The organism is Nocardia sp. CA-119907 (genome assembly GCF_050955995.1).
In the GTDB taxonomy this organism is placed as follows: Bacteria; Actinomycetota; Actinomycetes; order Mycobacteriales; family Mycobacteriaceae; genus Nocardia.
Genome location: NZ_CP192091.1, coordinates 1,288,411 through 1,308,520, shown reverse-complemented (window position 1 = coordinate 1,308,520; position 20,110 = coordinate 1,288,411). Strand labels below are relative to the sequence as shown.

Annotated in this window: 19 protein-coding genes; 6 read left to right on the top strand and 13 right to left on the bottom strand. The window is 66.2% G+C overall.

Annotated elements, in window-relative coordinates; genetic code table 11:
* Positions 1 to 41 precede the first annotated feature (41 nt).
* The 4 genes from ACQP2D_RS05980 to ACQP2D_RS05965 all read right to left on the bottom strand — a co-directional run bounded on the left by ACQP2D_RS05980 (position 42) and on the right by ACQP2D_RS05965 (position 4,154).
* Positions 42 to 2,195, bottom strand: coding sequence for an Rv1355c family protein (locus tag ACQP2D_RS05980; protein ID WP_433682712.1), 2,154 nt, complete (start codon positions 2,193 to 2,195; stop codon positions 42 to 44).
* Positions 2,192 to 2,956: a hypothetical protein gene (locus tag ACQP2D_RS05975; RefSeq protein ID WP_433682711.1), complete on the bottom strand. Its 765-nt coding sequence runs from the start codon at positions 2,954 to 2,956 to the stop codon at positions 2,192 to 2,194. The genes ACQP2D_RS05980 and ACQP2D_RS05975 overlap by 4 nt, the downstream gene beginning before the upstream one ends.
* Before the next feature lie 255 nt (positions 2,957 to 3,211).
* The gene (locus ACQP2D_RS05970; protein WP_433682710.1) at positions 3,212 to 3,646 is read right to left on the bottom strand and encodes an effector binding domain-containing protein; all 435 of its coding nucleotides are present in this window, start codon (positions 3,644 to 3,646) and stop codon (positions 3,212 to 3,214) included.
* A 64-nt stretch (positions 3,647 to 3,710) separates the two neighbouring features.
* On the bottom strand, positions 3,711 to 4,154 hold the full coding sequence (locus ACQP2D_RS05965) for a GyrI-like domain-containing protein (protein WP_433199135.1): 444 nt from the start codon (positions 4,152 to 4,154) through the stop codon (positions 3,711 to 3,713).
* Positions 4,155 to 4,395: 241 nt separating this feature from the next.
* On the opposite strand from ACQP2D_RS05965, the gene ACQP2D_RS05960 reads away from it, so the two are divergent.
* Together ACQP2D_RS05960 and ACQP2D_RS05955 are read left to right on the top strand one after the other, a co-directional pair.
* A complete protein-coding gene (locus ACQP2D_RS05960) occupies positions 4,396 to 5,685 on the top strand; it encodes a M20 metallopeptidase family protein (RefSeq protein ID WP_433682709.1) in 1,290 nt (429 codons plus the stop codon).
* 30 nt (positions 5,686 to 5,715) lie between these two features.
* Complete coding sequence (locus ACQP2D_RS05955; RefSeq protein WP_433682708.1) at positions 5,716 to 6,438, top strand: uracil-DNA glycosylase; 723 nt, start codon at positions 5,716 to 5,718, stop codon at positions 6,436 to 6,438.
* Positions 6,439 to 6,485: 47 nt separating this feature from the next.
* Here ACQP2D_RS05955 and ACQP2D_RS05950 read toward each other — a convergent pair whose 3' ends face one another.
* Positions 6,486 to 7,064, bottom strand: coding sequence for a hypothetical protein (locus tag ACQP2D_RS05950; RefSeq protein ID WP_433682707.1), 579 nt, complete (start codon positions 7,062 to 7,064; stop codon positions 6,486 to 6,488).
* Between the two features lie 581 nt (positions 7,065 to 7,645).
* Between ACQP2D_RS05950 and ACQP2D_RS05945 the strand changes: the two genes are divergently transcribed.
* On the top strand, positions 7,646 to 8,896 hold the full coding sequence (locus tag ACQP2D_RS05945) for a KasA/KasB family beta-ketoacyl-ACP synthase (RefSeq protein WP_433682706.1): 1,251 nt from the start codon (positions 7,646 to 7,648) through the stop codon (positions 8,894 to 8,896).
* Here ACQP2D_RS05945 and ACQP2D_RS05940 read toward each other — a convergent pair.
* The 3 genes from ACQP2D_RS05940 to ACQP2D_RS05930 all read right to left on the bottom strand — a co-directional run bounded on the left by ACQP2D_RS05940 (position 8,893) and on the right by ACQP2D_RS05930 (position 11,264).
* Positions 8,893 to 9,717, bottom strand: coding sequence for a GNAT family N-acetyltransferase (locus tag ACQP2D_RS05940; protein WP_433685546.1), 825 nt, complete (start codon positions 9,715 to 9,717; stop codon positions 8,893 to 8,895). The genes ACQP2D_RS05945 and ACQP2D_RS05940 overlap by 4 nt on opposite strands.
* Before the next feature lie 120 nt (positions 9,718 to 9,837).
* Entirely contained in the window at positions 9,838 to 10,764 is a 927-nt protein-coding gene (locus tag ACQP2D_RS05935; protein WP_433682705.1) for a cyclase family protein, read from the bottom strand.
* A 59-nt stretch (positions 10,765 to 10,823) separates the two neighbouring features.
* The gene (locus ACQP2D_RS05930) at positions 10,824 to 11,264 is read right to left on the bottom strand and encodes a universal stress protein (protein WP_433682704.1); all 441 of its coding nucleotides are present in this window, start codon (positions 11,262 to 11,264) and stop codon (positions 10,824 to 10,826) included.
* 128 nt (positions 11,265 to 11,392) lie between these two features.
* Between ACQP2D_RS05930 and ACQP2D_RS05925 the strand changes: the two genes are divergently transcribed.
* On the top strand, positions 11,393 to 12,289 hold the full coding sequence (locus ACQP2D_RS05925) for an alpha/beta fold hydrolase (RefSeq protein ID WP_433682703.1): 897 nt from the start codon (positions 11,393 to 11,395) through the stop codon (positions 12,287 to 12,289).
* Between the two features lie 195 nt (positions 12,290 to 12,484).
* On the opposite strand, the gene ACQP2D_RS05920 is transcribed toward ACQP2D_RS05925, so the two are convergent.
* Positions 12,485 to 13,045 carry a hypothetical protein gene (locus ACQP2D_RS05920; protein ID WP_433682702.1) on the bottom strand — a complete coding sequence of 187 codons (561 nt, stop codon included), beginning with the start codon at positions 13,043 to 13,045 and terminating at the stop codon, positions 12,485 to 12,487.
* Between the two features lie 564 nt (positions 13,046 to 13,609).
* On the opposite strand from ACQP2D_RS05920, the gene ACQP2D_RS05915 reads away from it, so the two are divergent.
* On the top strand, positions 13,610 to 14,230 hold the full coding sequence (locus ACQP2D_RS05915) for an antibiotic biosynthesis monooxygenase (protein ID WP_433682701.1): 621 nt from the start codon (positions 13,610 to 13,612) through the stop codon (positions 14,228 to 14,230).
* 154 nt (positions 14,231 to 14,384) lie between these two features.
* On the opposite strand, the gene ACQP2D_RS05910 is transcribed toward ACQP2D_RS05915, so the two are convergent.
* From ACQP2D_RS05910 to ACQP2D_RS05895, 4 genes are all read right to left on the bottom strand, one after another.
* Positions 14,385 to 15,704 (bottom strand): tetratricopeptide repeat protein, encoded by a 1,320-nt coding sequence (locus tag ACQP2D_RS05910; protein WP_433682700.1) that lies wholly within the window; start codon positions 15,702 to 15,704, stop codon positions 14,385 to 14,387.
* A gap of 70 nt (positions 15,705 to 15,774) precedes the next feature.
* Positions 15,775 to 17,451 carry a DUF4331 domain-containing protein gene (locus ACQP2D_RS05905; RefSeq protein WP_433682699.1) on the bottom strand — a complete coding sequence of 559 codons (1,677 nt, stop codon included), beginning with the start codon at positions 17,449 to 17,451 and terminating at the stop codon, positions 15,775 to 15,777.
* Between the two features lie 286 nt (positions 17,452 to 17,737).
* Positions 17,738 to 18,571 (bottom strand): SDR family NAD(P)-dependent oxidoreductase, encoded by an 834-nt coding sequence (locus ACQP2D_RS05900; RefSeq protein WP_433682698.1) that lies wholly within the window; start codon positions 18,569 to 18,571, stop codon positions 17,738 to 17,740.
* Positions 18,568 to 19,425 (bottom strand): SDR family NAD(P)-dependent oxidoreductase, encoded by an 858-nt coding sequence (locus tag ACQP2D_RS05895; protein WP_433682697.1) that lies wholly within the window; start codon positions 19,423 to 19,425, stop codon positions 18,568 to 18,570. Before ACQP2D_RS05895 ends, ACQP2D_RS05900 begins: the two co-directional genes overlap by 4 nt.
* A gap of 119 nt (positions 19,426 to 19,544) precedes the next feature.
* Between ACQP2D_RS05895 and ACQP2D_RS05890 the strand changes: the two genes are divergently transcribed.
* Entirely contained in the window at positions 19,545 to 20,084 is a 540-nt protein-coding gene (locus ACQP2D_RS05890) for a helix-turn-helix transcriptional regulator (protein ID WP_433682696.1), read from the top strand.
* Positions 20,085 to 20,110 lie beyond the last annotated feature (26 nt).

The window sequence follows — 20,110 nt, the reverse complement described above, 5'->3', positions numbered from 1 at the left end:
GTGAGTCGAGCGTTCGCCGAGGCACCTATTCTCCGATCGCGCTAGCTGCGGTTGCCCGCGCCCGGCACTGGAAGCCGCCTGCTGCGGACCGTGGCTGCTGCCGCATAGCTCAGGCGAAGCACCAATGCCATGATCTCATGCCCAGGCACTCCCAGCAGGTCCAGGAAACGGCCCTGAAGTGACGTTAGTGTATCCGCGAAATCCTCGGAAATCCCTTTCAGCTCGTCGGGGTGCCGCGAATAGAGGAATAACGGCGAGACCGGTTGCACCGCGAGACCGAGCCGTTGCGCCTCGATCCAGACCCGCTGCACGGCCGCGCCACCGCGCGCGTAGTCGGCCAGTGAAACCGATGCGGATCCGGATCGACGCGGGAAAGTGACCGCCAGCAGCGCCGAACTCGACCGCACTCGGTCCCGGGTGTACTCGCCGAGCGCGGTCCCCGCCGACCATTCGCGGAGCCGATCCATGACATCCGAGCGCACGCCGATCCGGATCTTGGCCTGCTCGTCGGCGGCCAATTCCATACTCCGGATATCGATCCCGGTGCGCGGATCCTCGCCGGGCCAACGCAGTTCGCCGAACAGCTCCTGATGCAGGCGCGGGGTCAGGTAGCGGATGCGATCGGATTCGGACAGTAGCGCGGCCGCGGCCGCGAGTTGGTCGGGTGCGGTGACGGCACGGACCATCCCGTCCGCGTCGGCGGCCGCCGCCCGCAGCGCGGGCAGGATGTGGTCGGCCAGCGGCGCGGCCGTGCCGAGACGCCGGTTCGTCTCGCGGGTGAGCGCGTCCGGATAGTCGCTGGCCAGTGCCGCATCGGTGCCGTCGCCGAGGTGTAGCACCGCGGTCAGCGCGGTGGCGTTGTCCTCGATGAACTCGAAATCGCCGAGTATGCCGTGCGCGGCCGCCGCGGTACGGGCGTTGTAGAGCGCGGCACCGATCGATACCGCGCTACCGCGGTAGCCGATATCCAGTGCCGACGAACGGGTTCGAGCGAGCTCGATGCGCAGGTCGTTCCGCTCGGCTCGCAGCGACCACGGTTGGGAATTGCCGCCCGACGGGGCACGCTGCGCGCATTCCAACACCATGTCGAAGGCGGTTCCATTCGATTCCGGCGCAACACCTTCCAGAGCCGGATATTCGTCGGATACCTTCTCGCAGCCGGGCTCCGGCTCGGCCAGTTCGTCGAGGCCGCGCTCCAGATCGAATCGGGTCCGCCCCGAGGACAGCTTCTGTCCGAGCCCGATCCGGCGCACCGCCGCCGCCACGATGGCGGCACCCAATTGCACATCGCCGCCGAGCTGCGGCCAGGTCGTGACGGTTTCGTCGATCTCGACCAGACTCGCCGCCATCCGGGCCGAGAGCTCCTTCGGATCCAGGATCCGCATGACGTGCGGCGCCTTGTCCTTGGTGGACAGCCCGCGCAGATCGGCCCCGACGGTCGCGCCGAGCAGACCGTGGAACGGCGGACGGTCCGGTTCGAGGTCATAGCGCTCGACGTCGAACAGCCCGCGATCGCTGGTATCCATCAGCAGCGGAATGCGGTGGCGCCGTGCGCCTTCCCGGACCGCGAACTTGATATCGAGCGAATCACATTCCTCGACGACGATCGATAGTCCCTGCATGAATTCGTCGACGGTGTCCTCGTCCACGCCCGCGGTGTAGACCTCGACCGGCAGATACGGATCGAGTTCGGCGATCCGGCGCGCGGTCACGATCGACTTGTTCACCCCGATATCGAAGATTCCGGCCGGCACCCGATTCAGATTCGACAGTTCGATATCGTCGAAATCGGCCAGGCGCAGCCCGCCGCAGCTGCCCTCCAGGGCCAGCGCGTAGGCAACCGCGTGGCCGACACTCTGCCCGACCACACCGATCGTCTGACCGGCACAGCGCAGCTGTTCGGCGCGGGTGAGCTTGTTCTGATTGCGGTCCAATCGGATTGCCCGATAAACCTTTTCGCCGGGCAGCCCGACCAGCGTGCGCCGCCACGGATAGTAAACCCACCGGTCGGTTTCCGGGCCGCCGAGATCCGCCGGAGGCCTGCGCACCTTGGCGAGTTCGGCGCGCAGCACATCACGGAGGTCGAGAATGCGGACCACCGGTGATTTCCGCAATTGCACGAGGATCTGCGCGTCGGCTACGGCCATCTCGTCGAGAATCAACGGGCGGTGCTCCGCGGTGAGGTCGCCGTTCATGCCTGCGCCAGTCCTCCGATCCCTGATCCACCCGAGGGAGCCCGACCGTGCGGTGACAGCCAAGCCTCCAGCGCCGCACGCTCTAACGCGATCAACGAACTCTGCAATTTTGTGGCTAATGACCGATATGTCCGGGTATCCCACCACATCGGAATGGTCCGATAGCGGTCGTCGGGATAGGGCACAGACGGTATCCGATCGGCGACGTATCCACCACTCGAGCGGTATAGACCGATATTCCGCGTGGCAGTGGTAACGAAACTGAACCGGGCATCGAGCAGCCGCGCGGCGTGCACGACGCAGCGCGACACTGCGGCGGCGAGCGCGGCACGCTGCTCGGCCGCCCGCGCGACCCAGACCGCTTTCACCTCGACAACCCCCTCTGGTATCCGGCCAGCAATCACCGCTCGCAACTCGGCGGCACCGGGTCGACCGGCCCAGGCGCCGAGGGCGCGTACCTCGTCGGCGCTGCCGTAGCGACCCTGTGCCCGCAATCCCGCGACGACCGCGCCGGTCGCGTCGACGGCGGCGAAGAACAACGATGTCGAACGGCCATCGACAACCCTGTCGTATTCCAAAGCGTGATCAACGTCGTAGTGCCGGTAAACCTGCAGCGCACCGCGCAGATAACGGCGCCACAGATCAGGATGGGCCTGCGGAGTAGCGACATGAAAGACATAACCGGAATGCATGTCCCGAAACCGCAACACCTCGGCATCGCGTGTGCCCCCGGGGCCGACTGCGATTGTTTCGACAGTCATGGTGTTCCTACTCCATTTGCTACCGCGCATCCGCGCGGTCACCGAGCCGGTCCGGCCGACTCACCAGACGACTCGCCGATCAGGTGAGTTTGCCTAGGGCAGTATCCGTCATCCGACAAGAATTGACCAGATGTCTGGTTAATCTTCCGAAAACTGATCGGCCGAACCGAAATCACCGCAGGTCAGAGCGCTCGAACAAGCCATCGAATGGAACGTAGAGACCAGTCGGTACTGATGAAGCTAATGTTCAGCAACTCAAACCAGGATGGAGATGAACAGTTCGACCGACTCCGGCCCGCGCCAAATCTCGATCTCTTCACGGTAGGCACGAGTGATCTCAGCGGAGGCCGTCGCATCATCGACCTGGGCCCAAACATCCTCGACCGGATCGTGATAGTCCCCGTTCGGCTCGAACCGAGCGTAGACACCCTTGGGCACCTTGACCAGCACGTCACCCACCGGAACCGCACTCGGATCCGAGTATTCGAAACACACGACAGCGTTGTAATTCCCGGCCGGATCCGGCACATAGACCGTATACATCAGCTGGTCGGCGCCCGCGCGGTCGCGCAGCCGATCCTTGAGGAATTCGATCAGATCGCTATTGCTGACCTTGAAGCTCGGACGGACCCGCGGCACCACGAGGCCGCCGTAGATGGCCTCGCGGCGCACCACGATCGCGTAGGTCATGACCGCGCCTCGCTGCCGCTCCGCCGCGAGATGCCCTGTGCCATGGTCGGTTCGCTGCGCTCACTCACCGCGCATCGACCGCCAGGTAGAGATCGATCTTGTACGCATGCGGATAACACTCGAAATCACCGGTGTAGGTGCGTTTGATCTGGTTGTGCTCTTCGGCATAGGCGATCTGCGTCCACAGGTCGGTCATCACCTGCGGAAAGTTACCGACCGAGGAGAATCGGGCATAGGTGCCGCGCGGCAGCCGCGCCACCAGGTGACCGCGGGTGACATCGCCGAAAGCCGCGCACTCATAGCCGACGATCTGGGTGTTATAGGTGCCGAGTTCACCGCTGTAGTCGGTGTAGGCGCTGGCCAGCGGGCCGCCGAGTTCCTGATGCAGTACCGCCGCCCACGCGGCCTCTAAATCGTGGTCACGCAGTTCCCCGAGCGCACGTTTTGGGCTGCGCACCGGCAAGCCGGCCACCCACGTCTCGTCTCGCTCGACGATTTCAAACTGCATGAAGAGACTCTTTCGAGGTGAATCCGGGGGCGTTGCCCGCATCCGGTCGGTCAGAAAGGCCATGCTATCAACTCGCCCCCGGTGGCCAGGCTCACATGTCCGGGTCGTTACCCGCCGCGCACGGCCAGTCGAACTGGTCGCACGACCTGTACGCAAACGATCGGCAATCGATGCATAGTGGACATGACCGTTTCGTCTATCGCTGATCGTGTGGCTTCCAAACACAACGAACGGAGTTCAGATGACCGCGGACGCGATCTACGACGAATTGGACAGGCGCGCGGCGCAAGTGGCCGATCAGGTCATCCAGTGGCGACACCACCTGCACCAACATCCCGAGCTGTCCAACCGGGAGTCGAATACCGCCGCACTCATCGCCGACCACCTGCGCTCGCTCGACCTGGACGAGGTGCGCACCGGCATCGCCGGACACGGCATTGTCGGCGTGTTGCGCGGCGGCGCGGGCGGCGACCGGACGATCGCGCTGCGCGCCGATATCGACGCGCTGCCGGTACCCGATCTGTGCGGTGTCGATTTCGCATCGACGGTGGTGGACAACGACTATCCCGGCGGACCGTTCCCGGTCTCGCACGCCTGCGGCCACGACTGCCATACCGCGATGCTGATGGGCGCGGCCTCGGTACTGACCGGCGTGCGCGATCAGCTGCCGGGGACAGTGCTGTTCGTCTTCCAACCCGCCGAGGAGGGGCCGCCGGTGGACGAGAAGGGCGGCGCGAAGCAGATGCTCGCCGAAGGCGCACTCGACGATCCGGCCCCGACCATGGCATTCGGCTTCCATGTCACGCCATATCCCAAGGGCTACATCGGATATCGGATCGGCAACCAGTTCGGCGCCTCCTGTCTGGTGCAGATCACCATCACGGGCCACCAGGTGCACGGGTCGACACCGTGGATGGGCGTGGACCCGATGCCCGCCGCTGGCGCGGTCATCACCGGCATCGGCCAGCTCTACCGGCAGATCAATGCATTCGATCCCTGCACCGTCAGCATCGGCCACGTGCAGGATGTGGGCCGGTTCAACATCATCGGGCAGACCGTCACGCTGTGGGGCACCATCCGCTGCGCCGTCGAGACCGATATGGTCGATATCCAGAAGCGCCTCGACACTCTCGCTGCGCATTCGGCGCAGGCCTATAACTGTTCGGCGACAGTCGAATACCTCCAGGATGTGCCCGCCGTGCACAACTCCGAGGAGTGGATCGAGGCGGGACTGCCGACATTCCGGCGCGTCGCCGGGGCCGATAAGGTCACCCCGACCATTCCGACACTGGGGTATGACGACGTCTCCGAGTTCGTCGACAAATTCGGCGGTCTCTACGTGACGCTCGGCGTGCAGGATTGCGAACTGGACCCGAAAACCGGTAGGCCCGTCCCCGTTCCCGGTGGCCGGGGTATGGCGATGAACCACAATCCGCACTTCTATGCCGATGACGGGCCACTGGTCACCGGGGGTCGGCTACATGCGCACATCGCATATGACCATCTCAGCGGCGCGCTGTCACCCACGTGACCACCCGCACCGTGTGATCGAATAACCATCGTGTGCGAGACCATCGCCGAACTCGACGCCGCGGTCGCCGACTGCTTCGCCTGTCCGCGGCTGGTCGCCTGGCGGGAGCGGGCGGCCAGGGAGAAGCGCGCGGCCTACCGCGACGAGACCTACTGGGGCAGGGCAGTTCCCGGCTACGGTCCGGATGACGCTCGGTTGCTCATCGTCGGCCTGGCCCCGGCCGCGCACGGCGGCAACCGGACCGGCCGGATGTTCACCGGCGACCGCAGTGGAGATTTCCTCTATGCCGCCATGTACAACGTCGGGCTGACCAATCAGCCGACGGCGGTGCACCGCGACGACGGGCTGCGGCTCATCGGAGCGCGCGTCACCGCACCGGTGCACTGCGCACCGCCGGACAATAAGCCGACCCCCGACGAGCGCGACCGCTGCAGACACTGGCTGGAAACCGAATTGGGCCTGCTCGCACCGACATTGCGGGCGGTGGTGGCACTCGGTGCGTTCGGCTGGCAGGCCCTGCTTCCCGCACTCGCGTCGTCGGGCTGGACCGTGCCGCGCCCACATCCCAAATTCGGGCACGGCGCCCATGTCGTATTCGCGCCGAGCGCCGCCGGTCGCGCGCCACTGCACCTGTTCGGCTGCTACCACGTCAGCCAGCAGAACACCTTCACCGGCCGGCTCACGCCCGAGATGCTCGAATCGGTGCTCGCCGCCGCGGCGAGCGCCGCTGGCCTACCTGCCGGCAGCAGCTGATCCTTCGCGGAGAACCGGCGCGCCCGCTCGGCGAACCGCACCGTGGATCAGGACGGCGGCGTGATCTTGGTGATGACGGTGCTGCCCTCGCGCGGTGCGACACTCACGAACTGCCGGTACGTGCGCACCGTCGAGTCGGGCCGGACCTCGGTGATCACGACATCGAAGCGTCCGTCGAGCATCGGCGTGATCAGTACGCAGTGCTGGGTGCCGAGCGGAACGGATTTGATCCCGGCATCGATCAGTTGGATGGCCGACACCCCGGCGTCCGGGCTGGTCAGCGATCGGGCGTCCGAGCCGGACCGGGTTACGTAGTAGGCGTATTGGAAGGCGAGGATCACGTCCGGACCCGATTTCGTCGAACCGGTGCCATTGCCGCGCACCAACTGTTCGGTGCGGGTCGGTTCGCAGTTCGGGCCGCCGCCGAGCACCGGATCGGTGATCGTCGCCGTCGACTGCCGGGTATTGCTCGCCTCGGCCGTGTACACCAGCACCAGCGCCACCGCCGCCAGCGTCCCGAAGAAGGCCGCGCTGCCGACCAGCCAGGGCCGGTGCCGCGGGCGTCGTTTCCGGCGTGGTCGGCGCGGCCCCGGTAGGACCCGTGGCGCCGATCCGGGCGGGATCATCCCAGGCCATAGTGGAGCGGCCGAACGGTTCCGGCTTCGGCGCATGCCGGTGCGAAGCGCGGCGGTATTGCCGCCGGGATCAGCTGCGTTCGACGACACCATGATCTCGCCACACCCCTTTGCCGGTGCCGCTCGGGCGACCTTCAAAATTTGCCGGGCCAGCAGCCCTATCAATGCCGTTGTGCAATAACAAGATTGCACATCCGCCCGAGTAATGGCGACCGAATCGGCCAGCGCGCGCCGGTCGGCGGACCGGCAGAGTATGCCCGATCCGGCCGCGGACGCGTCCGATTTCGGCAACTTTGGAGGGTTCCCACAAGAGCCGGGCCGAAGGTTCGTAAATACGGGCATACCGTGATCAAACCGCGCCGGTAAGCTCTTTCCGAAACGATGTCCGACGAAAACGCCTGCTCAGCAATGTGTTTCGACACCCTGCCCAGCACCGGGAAACGCCAACGACGATACCGCTCGACAATGATGTCGGGTTGCGGCGGCAAGGCTGTACGCCTGTTCGCTTCGCATAAGGCACTCGTCAGGACACCGAAACCGAGTTACCGGAAGAGAAATCAGGAGTGACGCTCGTGCGTAACCTCTTTGCCGCCGATGGACGATTCCCGAACGTCGTCGTGACGAGCCTCGCGGCGACCACCTCGATCGCTGGCGATGTCGATGCCACGTGGAAGGGACTCCTCAACGGCGAGAGCGGAATCGAGGAGCTGGACGATCCGTTCATCGAGGAGTACGAACTTCCGGTGCGCATCGGCGGGCACCTGAAGGTGCGGCCGGACACTCTGCTGACCCGGGTCGAGCAGCGCCGCATGGCCTATGTCGAACAGCTCGCGACCGTCCTCGGTCGGGAGGTATGGCGCAATGCCGGCAGTCCGGAGGTGGATCCCGAGCGACTCGGGGTGGCGATCGGTACCGGCATCGGTGGCGCGGATGCGATCACCGATGCGAACAGCAAATTGAAGAACGGTGGCTATCGCAAGATCTCGCCGCTGGCCGTGCAGATGATCATGCCCAATGGCCCGTCGGCCGTCGTCGGTCTGGAACTGAAGGCCAGGGCCGGAGTGATCACCCCGGTTTCGGCGTGCTCGTCCGGTTCGGAGGCGATCGCCAACGCGTGGCGCATGATCGCGATGGGTGACGCCGATATGGTCGTCACCGGCGGTGTCGAAGGCTACATCGATGTCCTGCCGATCGCGGCATTCACCATGATGCGCGCCATGAGCACCCGCAACGATGACCCGAAGGGCGCCTCACGTCCGTTCGACAAGGATCGCGACGGCTTCGTCTTCGGCGAGGCCGGTGCGCTGATGGTGCTGGAAACCGAGGAGCACGCCAAGGCGCGCGGCGCGACCATTCACGCGCGGCTGCTCGGCGCCGGAATCACCTCCGATGGCTACCATTTGGTGGCTCCGGCGCCGGATGGCGATGGCGCCGCCCGCGCGATGACCCGGGCGATGCAGACCGCGGGTCTGACGGCGAAGGACATCACCCACATCAACGCGCACGCCACCGCGACACCGATCGGCGATGTCGCCGAGGCCCGCGCCATCAACAAGGCGGTCGGCAACCATGCCTCGGTCTACGCACCGAAATCCGCACTGGGACATTCCATCGGCGCGGTGGGCGCACTCGAATCGATCCTGACCGTGCTCAGCATCCGCGACGGCGTCGTGCCGCCGACCCTGAACCTGGAAAACCTCGATCCCGAGATCGATCTCGATGTGGTACACGGTGAGGCGCGCCACCAGGAGATCGAGTACGCGATCAACAATTCGTTCGGATTCGGCGGGCACAATGTCGCGCTCGCCTTCGGCCGGTACTAGCGGACCAGGATGGCGCGCGGAAAGAGCAGCTGGAAGCCCAGCTTCTGCACGTTCTGCTGGGATTTCGAACCGGGCAGTGTGGTCACCACCGCGAGGTCACAGCCCGCGGCCGCGGCGGCGGCGAGGCGCATCGACAGCAATGATGCCTGTACCCCGCGTCGGCGGAATTCGGGCAGGGTCGCCGCACCACACAGTTGGGCAATGCCGTCGGTGAGGCGCAGGCTCGCGCCTCCGGCGGGCACGCCGTCGATCCAGGCCAGCGAACCGACGAAACCGGTTGTCGCGGTGAGGTCCCGCTCGGCGCGCTCGATCGCCTCGCGCGGGAACTCCTCGTGCGAGGCGACGCCCTGGGTATCCGGCGTGGCGAAGCCGTCCACAACGACATTCACCCAGGTATCGAATTCCTCGTGGCCGACATCGCGGATCTCCACGCCATCGGCCAGCTGTGCACGCCGGTCGGGGTCGAGTCGCAGACCGAGGACGTTCTCGAATCCGAACAGCACATAGCCACGACGAGTGAGGCATTCGACGACGGCGGGATCGGCGAGGGTCGACACCTCGAACTGCACCGGTGCGTCGCGCTCGGCGAAGGCCTGTTCGACGGCATCCATGTCGGCGTCGTCGAACGCACCGCCCATACCGACGCCGACAACCTTGTCGAGCGGCGATCCCGCACCCGCCCACACCGCGACGCCGCTGCCGATGGGGTGCAGCAGCACTCGCTCCCGCGGGTCCCGGCGCGCGGCCGCGCGGGCACCTTCCGCGATCAGGGTGCATTCGGCGTGCTCGACGCGCGCTGCGAGATCCTGTCCTGCGAACAAACCGGCGGCGAAGTCAGACGGCATGAGCAATTCCTACCCCGCCGGCAGTGCTCGATTCACCTGGTTTTCCGTCGCCGAGCTGGCTCGGCGTGTCCCAGTGGTGCGGGTCGGCACCGTTGGTCAGAAGATCGCGACCGGTGCGACCGGTGTCCCAGTGGCGCCGACGAACGGCTCGGGCATGGCGCTGAGCAGGAATTCGTAGCGCCCCTCCGCGGCACAGATCCGCGACAGCTCCTCGAGATTCCAGTTCTGCCCCTGCAGCATGCCCATCTCGACCAGGTGCAGTGCATGCACCGCCAGCCACCCGTTCTCGAACTCCGGCGGGAAGATCTCGAATGTCAGGGTGTCGTTCGCGACGGCCGCGACATCGCGGGCGTGGAACCATTCCGGACTGCGCACCGAAAGTCCCGGTGCGGGAACGGCATACCCCTGTTTGTCGCCCGCCAGATACAACCGCATCTGGCCGGTCCGCACCAGCACCACATCCCCGGCACGGACCCGGGTGCGCGCCAATTCCTCGGCGGCCAGCAGGTCCTCGGGTCCGACGGCGTGATCGCCGGGGAGGCGACCGACACCGTGGGCCGCCGCGATATCGAGCAGGACACCGCGCGAGACGATAGGGCGGGCCTTATCGATTCCGCTGAAGGCGGCGCCGCCGTGCGCGGTGATGGTGTCGGCCGGACGTCCGTTGTAGATCCGGCCCGAATGCGAGACATGGGTCAGCGCATCCCAGTGGGTGGCGGCCTGCAGTCCCATTGTCACAACGTCGTCGCTGGTGGCGACCAGTTCGGGGCCGAACATCTCCCAGTTCAGCGCGATCATCGAATGCAGCGGATCGACCCGGCCCGGTATCAGTCCGGTCTGTATTCCGTTCTGCTGCAACGGAACCGCCAATGCGACCCGCCGCCCGGTGCGCACCGTGGCCGCGGCATTCCGGACGACCTCGTCGGTGATCAGATTGAGTGTGCCGATCTCGTCGTCATCGCCCCAGCGTCCCCAGTTGTTCACCCGCGCAGCGATATCGAGAAATTCCCGGGGCAGTGCCATGGCGGCAATCTACCGTTCGCGGCCGGATCGCGGCGTCGAACGTCACGCCGCGCAGCGACTCACTTCGGCGCATGCCCGTCCTGGGCGATGAGCACCGAGCAATCGGCGTGTCGGGCGGCCTTCTCGGCGGTCGCACCGATGAAGCGACCCCAGATCGCCGAATGTCCGCTGCGGCCCAGGACGAGCAGATCCGCTTCGTGATGCGTTGCGGCGATGGCGAGTTCATGTGCGGGGTGTCCGGCGCGGATCTCGGCTTCGATGGCGATGCCGCGTTCGGCTGCCGTCGCGGTGGCCGCGGCCAGCCAACGGCGGCTGGTCTCCTCCTCGACCGAGCGCTCCTCCTCGATCTCACCGATCACCGGCCGGTAGAGCGGCCGATGCTCCTCCACGGCGACGACGGTGAGCGCGGATTTGTGCGCGGCGGCCAACTCGAGCGCGATCCGAAGAGCCTTGCGGGCGCCGGGCGAGTCGTCGTATCCCACCACGATCCGCTGGAACACATCTCCAGTGTGATCCTCCGGTCGAGCGTGGTCCAGCGGCGCGAAGAGTTCGCCATCCGCCCACGGGAGGTGTTCGTATCCGACCGTGGAAGGTGTTCGGCAGACCCCCAGCGAACTATGGTGACCGTATGCCCGTTACCGACGGTACCGCTGTCTCCGAACCGCCAGTCATCCCCGGTGTGCGCCGGTCGTTCATCACCGCCCGCGATGTCCGATTCCACGTCACCGAGGCCGGACCTGTCGACGGTCGGCCGGTCGTGCTGCTGCACGGCTGGCCGGAGCACCATTACGCCTACCGACACTTGCTCGCCGACCCACCCGATGGGCTCCGGATCATCGCGCCCGATCTGCCGGGCTACGGCTGGTCGGGCCCCGCGCCGCATCGGTGGGCGAAGGAGGACGTCGCCTCCGATGTGCTCGCACTCCTCGATGCGCTCGGCCTGGACCGCGCGCTGCTGGTCGGCCACGACTGGGGCGGTTACGTCGGATATCGCATGGTGCTGCGCGAACCCGAGCGCTTCGACGGCTATCTCGTGCTGAATATGGCGCATCCGTGGGTTCCGGTACCGACGGTATTGCGCCATCTCTGGCGCTTCCTCACCTATCAACCGCTGGTCGCCACCGTGGGTGTGCCATTGCAACAGCGCACCAAATTCCTCGAACGGGTCATCGGCGCCGCGATCACCGACCACAGCGCCTTCGGCCCCGAGGCGGTGCGCGTCTTCGCCGACCGCTTCCGCGATCCGGTCTGCGCCCGCGCCGCCACCGACACCTACCGAACCTTCTGGCTGCGCGAAGTCCCCGATGCCGCACGCAATCCGGAACGCCGCCGCATCGCCATCCCGATTCGTGCGGTCTTCGGCGTCGACGACGTCGCCGTGCACCCTTCCCTCGCCGCCGCCGATACCGCCAAAGCCGACGACTACACCTTCGAACCCGTCACCGGCTGTGGACATTTCGTCGCCGATGAGCGCCCCGATATCATCCGCGCCCGCCTGATCGAACTCGCGGCAGCCACGAAATAGCCTTTATCGCTGCAACTTTCGCGCCAACGCCGATGCGCGCAGCGGCGTGCGGGATCGCCGGGTCATCGGCGTCGGCGCTGAGCTCGGCGAGGGGGCATGCACAGTTCGGCGATGGAACAACATTCTCGCCCTCCCGGCCCACGGCGACTTTCCGGGTGAATATCCGGGCTGGGGCCGAGGTGGGGCGCCGCATCGTCACGGGCGAACAGACGCGTGCGCATCTCCCCCATCAGATTCGACAGACCTTCGATCTGCCCATCGTCCACCGACCGTTGTTCCGGTCGGTGGACGAGGTGCGGAGATGTAGGGAGCCAGCGCCGTCGCGATTCGATGCGGATCGCCGAGCCCGCGATAGTCGCCCGCATCTCGCACCAGCCTGGGCTGTATCGCGGCCACCAGATCAGCGGCCTGATGCAGCGAGCATTCTGCGCGGCCGAGCAGTTTGCGAACCAGCACCACCTGTTCGAAGGCTGACCAATCGGATTCGGCGATCCGTTCGGCAACCGCGGACAAGCCGCCCGAGGCCAGCGCGGCGCGCAGTTCGGACACCTCCTCCGCGCGGTCGGTGAGCAGTGTGCGGTACAGCGCCCGCGTCTCGTACGGCAGTGTCGGGATGAGACCGGCCGCGAACCGCCAGACGAATTCCTGGTGCGCATAGGCCAAATGCGGGTGCTGCTCGACGAATTCGCGCCAGTCGACGCCATTGGCCGCCGCGAGGAAATATCGCGGACAGTCGAGCGAGGTCGTCCTCGGCATCGAGCACCAGCTTGATGTGATGCTCGAAGTAATACCCCGCGCCCAGTTCCCTGGCCGCAATATCGTTTTCGGGCACCCCCTCGGCCCACGGCGAAGCCTCGAGCTTCACCCGCACAACGGCGAACCCGGCGTCGCGCATGTCCTCGACCAGTTCGGATATCGAATCCCGCACCGCCGCAAGCGTTCCGGACCGCCGCACCGTCACCATGGGCTGATCGCATACCCGTCCCCGCGCCAGCACGATATGGGTGAACTTCATATTCCGCTGCCCCGCATACCTTTCGAGCGCATCCACCCATGTTGCCCCGGCCCGCACGGTGATATGCCCTTCGAAGTCGCCCCGAAACTCCCGCACCCCCGCAGGTAAGCCGGATCGGCCGACCAACTCCTGTTCGCTCATATGTTCTACAGTACGAAGATGCGCATCCCGCTGTCGATCGCGGCAAGTTGCGGAGAGTGTGCTGGAAGGCAATCCGCTATTGCCATTGCGGGCGTGTCGGAGCAGTGTGAACGTACCGGTGGCGCCATCGGGGCGCTGCCCTGAACACCCCGAGGGGGTGGATCGTGTACGCACGTTCTACCACTATTCAGGCGCAACCCTCCGCTATCGACGCCGGGATTGCGCACGTTCGCGACGTAACAATGCCCGCTCTGGAAGACATCCCCGGCTGTATCGGACTGTCGCTGCTGGTCGACCGGAAATCCGGCCGGTGCATCGCGACGACCGCATGGGAAACCGAGGACGCGATGCGCGAAAGCGCGGACCGCGTTCGCGCGATCCGCGATCGTGCCGCCGAGACGTTCCGCGGCGGCGCAATGATCGAACACTGGGAGATTGCCGCATTGCATCGGGACCACCGCTCGCGGGAGGGCGCGTGTGCTCGCGTGGTCTGGAGCAAGATGGACCCGTCTCGGGCCGACTCGGCGATCGACACCTATAAGTCCCAAGCCCTGCCCGCCATGGAAGGCCTCGAGGGGTTCTGCAGCGCCAGTCTGCTGGTCGACCGGGCATCCGGGCGGGGCGTTTCGTCTGTCACCTTCGACAACGCCGATGCGATGGACCGCAACCGCGACCAGGCGACCGCCATGCGGGACCGAATCGCTGGGCAAGCCGGTATGGAGGTGACCGACATCGGCGAGTTCGAATTGGCACTCGCCCACCTGCGCGTACCCGAATTGGTGTAACCACGTGGCGGTGCCGTCATCGCCGACGGTGCCGTCGAGCAACTCGGCCGCGCCGGTGGCGCCTCGGCACCTCGTGCCGCGCGGCCGAGTTGCGCCCTGTTGACTACCGGACAGCTCGCGGTGTGGCAGCGGGCGGGAGTCGGCATACACCGGATCATCGCGGGCCGCCGAGCGAATCGAGCGCTTGCCGAGCCCGGGGAGCATGCAGCGGGGAGAAGTCCGGATTTATCCGCAATGCCTCCGACAGCGCGCTGGCCGCCGCATCGGCGCGGCCGAGCGCCGCGAGGATCATGCCGCGGTGGTAGGCGAGGGTGGCGCTGCGCCAGCCGAGGGCGACGGTACGGTCGGCGTAGCCGATCGCCTCCTCATCGCGTCCGGCCTTGTGCAGTGACCAGGCGAGTACGTCGGTGGTGATAATGCTCTGGCGGCGGCCGTATTCCAACTGCGCCAGCCGCACTGCCTCGGCTGGGTCGCCGTGCTCGGCGGCGAGCAGGGCGGCGTCCACGTAGTCGGTCGTGCCTTGTGCCGCCAGTGCCCGGAACTGCTCGGCGACCTGGCGGTACTCGACAGCGGCCTGCTCGGGTCGGCCCGCGGCGTCGAGCAGTTCGCCGAATTCGATCAGGTACTCCGGCAGCGGCGCACGGGTGGTCAGTGCCGCGTACTGCGCGATCCCCCGTTCGAGGTCGCCACGTGCCGCGAATACCTTGGCCTGCCCCTGCTGCAGCGCCGCACTGTCCGGATTTGCCAAAAGGCCGGAGCGATACTGACTTTCGGCGTCGTCGAGCTGCCCGCTATTGAATGCGAGCTCGCCGAGATGGTAGCGGCAGAAGGCGATCTGATCGGCGGTATTCGCCGCGCCGAGTGCCATCCGCAATGCGTTCATCGCATCCTCGGTGCGACCGTGCAGTTCGAGGTCGTAGGCGGCGCGGGTGAAGGACGGTACACCGGGACGCAGGTCGAGCATCCGCTGGACGGCCGCCGTCGCGGCGTCGGTATCGCCGAGTTGGGTCAGCGCGTCGACGAGGACGCCGTATACCTCGGCGCTGTCCGGCCGCAGTACGACGGCCTGCTCCGCATAACGGCGCGCGGCGGTGAATTCGTGCCGTGCGTTGGCGAGCACACCGAGCCCGGTCAGCGCCTCGGCATTGTTGTCGGGTTGCAACTCCATCGATCGGTCCAGCGCCCGCTGCGCCTCACCGTAATTCCTTGGATCGCCGGTGATCCGGGCCAATTCGACGTAGGAGGCGCCCAGCGCGGCCCAGCCCGCCGCATAGCCGGGCACCCGGTCCAGTTGTCGCCGCTTCTGGTCGATCTGCACGGCCAACGGTTCGATGGGTTGGGTGGACTGCGCGGCGGTCTGCGATGACCCGCCGGTGAATGCCGCGGCCGTCCCGAGGACGGCGGTGATCAACAGGATCACCACGAGCGTGCCGAGCGCGGGCTTGCGGCGCAGGCGGGAAGGGATTTCGGACATGTTCGGACCTCGGATGGTGCGGGGTGGGTGATCACCCGGGTAGCGGTGTCCCGCTACCCGGGTGCGGATGTCATTCGCTCGGTGGCGTATCGAGCCCGCTCAGCGGTGTGTTGAGCCCAGCGGCTCGCCTGCGGCGCAACCACAGCCAGCCACCGGCGACCAGCGCCGCACTGGCACCGACCCCGCCAGCGGCGATCGGCAGCACCGGCACCCCGCCGTCGTCCTGTTGTGCCGCAGCGGGTTTGGTGCCGCCCGCCGCCGGCCCGGCGTTATTGGACGGCCCGGCGCCAGCCACCGACGATCCGGCCTTCCCCCGCGATGGCAGCGCGACATACGGGAAGACATTGGAAAACGCCACATCGTTGGCATCGACCTTGTCCCCGGCGGCCAGCGCGTCCACCAGTTTGCCGGTCTGCGCCGCACCCTCCATGGCCTGCACCGCGATATCGACCACATCGTCGGCCAGTCGCCGGCCATTGGGGAATCCCTGCAGATCAGCGCCGAGCACGCCGAGCCGGTTCGGCTGTGGCGTCGGCGGCACCGACATGTTCAACCGCAGCATCTCCGATGGCTGGAATGCCTTGGGATCGACATCGGCATTGAGGACCTGCGAGTTCAGATCCGCCTGAATGGGCGGCGCGCTGCCGTCCAGCGTCGGCGCCTTCTTCGCGATCCCGGTCAGGAAGATCTCCACCAGGTCGTTGCGCGGGGCGGCGGGTGCGGGCACCTGATAGACCGACTGGATCAGTTTCGCCAGCTCGGGATCGGTGACCCGAGCGACCACCTCGGGAATCGTCGCGTCCTTACTCGGCGACAACCCGTTGAACGCGTCCTTCAGCCCGACCGGCATGACCACCTCGTTCACCAGCGGATTGCCGAGCCGCGATACCTGCACCGCCTCGCCGACCGCGGTCGCGGCACCGGGGCTGAGCTGCAATGAGCGGCGCTCGGTATCGCTCCACACCCCGATCACGGGGTTGCGCACCGGGTCACCGCGCAGTGCGAGATCGCGCCTCGGCACCTGCAGTACAACGGTATTGACGTTGTAACCGGCGAGCGTATCGGTACCGACCTCGGACAGATTGCCACCGTAGAGCAGGTCGAACACCCGCAGATCGAGGAAGAACGGATCCTCCGCGGCGCCGACGTACACCGAGCCGCCACCTGGCAGCGCATGGGTCGCCTGCTGACGCAGCGGCGCGTAATCGGGTATCGAGGCCGAACCGGTATACGACGGCGCCGCTTGGCCGTGCACGATCGGACGCCAGTCGTTGGCACCATGGCTGACCGATAGCGTGTAGTTCTGCCGGAAGAGCAGGTTCTCATCGTTCAGGTCGGTGACCGGCCCGTTGTTGTACAGGAAGGTGCCAGCGCCGCGACGATCGTCGTTGGTGAAGGTAACCCGGTAGCTGATATCCGGTTTCCCGTTGCCGTCGTTGTCGATATTGATGTCGTAATTTGCCTCGGTGGCCCAGGGATAGAAATTCGGACCGCCATTGGGTTCCTGCAGCCCGAACCAGTTGGCGATGATCGTCACCGTATCGGGCTTATCGGGGCTGACGAACGCATATACGTCGGTGTTGTCCACCGCTGGATCGCCAGCGATCAGCGGGGCCTCGCGATGGCTGGAGGCACCGGCGAACGGCACTCCGAGGCCACCCACTGTCCCGCTGAGCACAATGATTCCGACGGCCGCCAAGGCGCCGACGGCACGGCGCCGCACGCCGCGTCGAGTTGATCGGGTCATGAGTTTTCTTTCGTTGGCTACACCCGACTTTCGAGTCGGTGTCGCCAATGGTGAATCTCGGCCCCGATCCCCCACATCGGTCGATCGACCTATCTCGGCAACAGTCTCGACGCTCGCACCATCTGGCGCTTGGTCGACGACATCGACGGATGTCGGGCCGATGCGGATGGCCGAACCCGCCCGAGTTGCCGCGCATGCAGACTTTGTGCGTGCTGCTGGTCGTCGGCGTCCAGCTGGCGGTGGCGTCCCGGCCGGGCTGCAGCGGCATTACAGCAGGCGGTTTCAGTCAGGAGAACAGGCCGCGCAACTGTTCGGTGACCTCCCACAGCCGTCGCGAGGTGTCGAGATCATAAGAGGCGGGCGAGGACTGCTCCGGGCTGTACCGGTTGTAATAGGCGCCGCGTCGAATCTCGGATTCGGTGGCCAAGTGGACGATCGGACCCGCACCTTCGCTGGTCGGCAACGAAATCGCGCGCGAGAGCGTGCGCATCGCCAACATCCGCGGCCCGGAGAAGCCCCGCACCAGATCGGTGCGAACCATCCCCGGGTGCACCGCGACGACCTCGAGTTCGGGATATCGGCGGTGCAATTCGTAGCTGAAGTGGAGATTGGCGAGCTTGCTGCGGCTGTAGGCGACGAAGATGTGGTAATCCCTTGTGCTGTAGAGATCTTCGAACTCGATATCGATGGGGTCCGAGCGCAGCAGCGCCGCCCGATGGCCCTCGGAATTGACATTGACGACCCGGCCGCCGCCCTGCCGCAGCAATGGCAGTAGCGCACTCGTCATCGAATACGGGGCGAGATGATGGACGGCGAAGTTCTGTTCGATTCCCTCCGGGGTGACCGTCCGCTGTTGCGACATGACACCCGCATTGTTGATCAGGGTATCGATCCGGTCGACAGCTTCGGCGATTTGCTGTGCGGCACTGTCGATTCCGGCCTTGGTCGCGACATCGGCAGCGATCACCGTCGCGGTCGGCAACGCCGCCCGCAGGTCGCGCACCCGCTGTGGATCCCGTCCGATCAATATCAGCCGGTGACCGGCGGCGGCGAATGCGCCCGCGGCTTCCCGCCCGATTCCCGATGTCGCGCCGACCAGCACGATCGTGCGCTGACTCATCGCGCACCGTCGGCACGGGCCGCGGCGCCGAGGCCAGCGGCGGCGATGAGCGCTCGCTCGCGCAGCGCCGGCGGTAGGTGGGTGAGCAGGCCGAGCATGCGGGCTCCACCGCCGACCGAGTAGCGACGCTTCGGCGCGCGTGCCGAGACCGCGGCGGCGACCGTCTTCGCCACCGGAGCCACCGGTTCCATCTTGGTCGCGGCCGACGTTTTCGCGACCGCGGCGAGTTGGTGCTGGTACAGCGCTGTCCGCGTGGGATCGGCAGCGACCAGTGCGGCCTGTGCGGATTGCTCCGCCTTGGTGAAGATCTCGGTCTGCGTGGCGCTCGGTTCGACGACGACCACCGGAATTCGCCACGCCCGCAACTCCAGTCGCAATGCATCCGACAGCGATGACAGCGCCGCCTTGCTCGCGGAAATCGGGGCCAGGAACGGTATCGGCAACCGGGCCGTCGGGGCGCTGATATTGATCACCCGCCCGCCCCCTGCGCGCAGCAGCGGAAGGAATGCCTGGGTGACGTAAGCGGGGCCGAAAGTGTTGACCGCGAACTGAAGTCGCAGCTGATCGGGCGAGACCAGTTCCAGTGGTCCCTGCACGATGATCCCGGCATTGTTGATCACCGCGCGCAGACCCGCCGGGCCCACCTCGGACGCCACTTGTTCGGCCGCAGCGGCGACGCTGTCGGGGTCGGTCACATCGATCGGTACCGCCCGGCTACCGGATCCGGAGCGCCGATCGGAGTGCACACCCGCGTAAACGGTATAGCCCTGGCGGACAAGCAGATCGGTGATGGCCGCACCGATGCCGCCAGCGGAGCCGGTGATGAACACATTGCCCTTCATGTCCTCGGACATGGGTCCTCCATGCGTAAACATTGACATGTTACCTTGAACAGGTGCACTCACATTTACATGCTTGGATGAACATGTCAATGCCTACATGTAAACAAGTACATGAAGGGCGGTGATTACCCATGTCACTGAGGCATGCCCTGCTCGGCCTACTGGCCGAGGCGCCGGCTAGCGGCTGGGATCTGAGCCGCCGATTCGAGGATCTGCTCGGTTCGGTCTGGCCCGCCAAGCATCCGCAGATCTACGGTGAGCTGCGCAAACTACAGGACGACGAGTTCATCGCCACCGAGGCCGAAGGGCCGCGTGGGCGCAAGGAATACCGCATCACCGAAGCCGGACTGACCGAGGTGCGCCGCTGGCTGACCGAGGTCGAAGTCGACCACACCTTCCGGCTGGAACCGCTGCTGCGATCGATGTTCTTCTGGCTGATGGATCCCGACAAACTCGCCGAGTATCTCGACCGCGAGGCCGCGTACTACCGCGGCCTCGCCGACTACTACCGCGAAATCGCCGCGGCCAAGGACCGCGGCGATTACGGCACCGACCCACAAACCCAATCGATCCGCATCGCCGCCGAAGCAGGCATCCGCCTGACCGACGCACTAGGCGAGTGGGCGGAATGGGCGCAATCCCATCCACCCAGCAAGCAGCGAAAATCCTGAAACCCGGCCGACACGAGGGCCGAGAC

Bases quoted from the DNA above. Each gene is read 5' to 3' on its own strand.
- ACQP2D_RS05900 (WP_433682698.1), bottom strand. From the start codon at position 18,571: ATGAGTCAGCGCACGATCGTGCTGGTCGGCGCGACATCGGGAATCGGG.
- ACQP2D_RS05920 (WP_433682702.1), bottom strand. From the start codon at position 13,045: ATGCCGAGGACGACCTCGCTCGACTGTCCGCGATATTTCCTCGCGGCG.
- ACQP2D_RS05895 (WP_433682697.1), bottom strand. From the start codon at position 19,425: ATGTCCGAGGACATGAAGGGCAATGTGTTCATCACCGGCTCCGCTGGC.
- ACQP2D_RS05925 (WP_433682703.1), top strand. From the start codon at position 11,393: ATGCCCGTTACCGACGGTACCGCTGTCTCCGAACCGCCAGTCATCCCC.
- ACQP2D_RS05965 (WP_433199135.1), bottom strand. From the start codon at position 4,154: ATGCAGTTTGAAATCGTCGAGCGAGACGAGACGTGGGTGGCCGGCTTG.
- ACQP2D_RS05890 (WP_433682696.1), top strand. From the start codon at position 19,545: ATGTCACTGAGGCATGCCCTGCTCGGCCTACTGGCCGAGGCGCCGGCT.
- ACQP2D_RS05980 (WP_433682712.1), bottom strand. From the start codon at position 2,195: ATGAACGGCGACCTCACCGCGGAGCACCGCCCGTTGATTCTCGACGAG.
- ACQP2D_RS05960 (WP_433682709.1), top strand. From the start codon at position 4,396: ATGACCGCGGACGCGATCTACGACGAATTGGACAGGCGCGCGGCGCAA.
- ACQP2D_RS05975 (WP_433682711.1), bottom strand. From the start codon at position 2,956: ATGACTGTCGAAACAATCGCAGTCGGCCCCGGGGGCACACGCGATGCC.
- ACQP2D_RS05905 (WP_433682699.1), bottom strand. From the start codon at position 17,451: ATGACCCGATCAACTCGACGCGGCGTGCGGCGCCGTGCCGTCGGCGCC.
- ACQP2D_RS05970 (WP_433682710.1), bottom strand. From the start codon at position 3,646: ATGACCTACGCGATCGTGGTGCGCCGCGAGGCCATCTACGGCGGCCTC.
- ACQP2D_RS05910 (WP_433682700.1), bottom strand. From the start codon at position 15,704: ATGTCCGAAATCCCTTCCCGCCTGCGCCGCAAGCCCGCGCTCGGCACG.
- ACQP2D_RS05935 (WP_433682705.1), bottom strand. From the start codon at position 10,764: ATGGCACTGCCCCGGGAATTTCTCGATATCGCTGCGCGGGTGAACAAC.
- ACQP2D_RS05950 (WP_433682707.1), bottom strand. From the start codon at position 7,064: ATGATCCCGCCCGGATCGGCGCCACGGGTCCTACCGGGGCCGCGCCGA.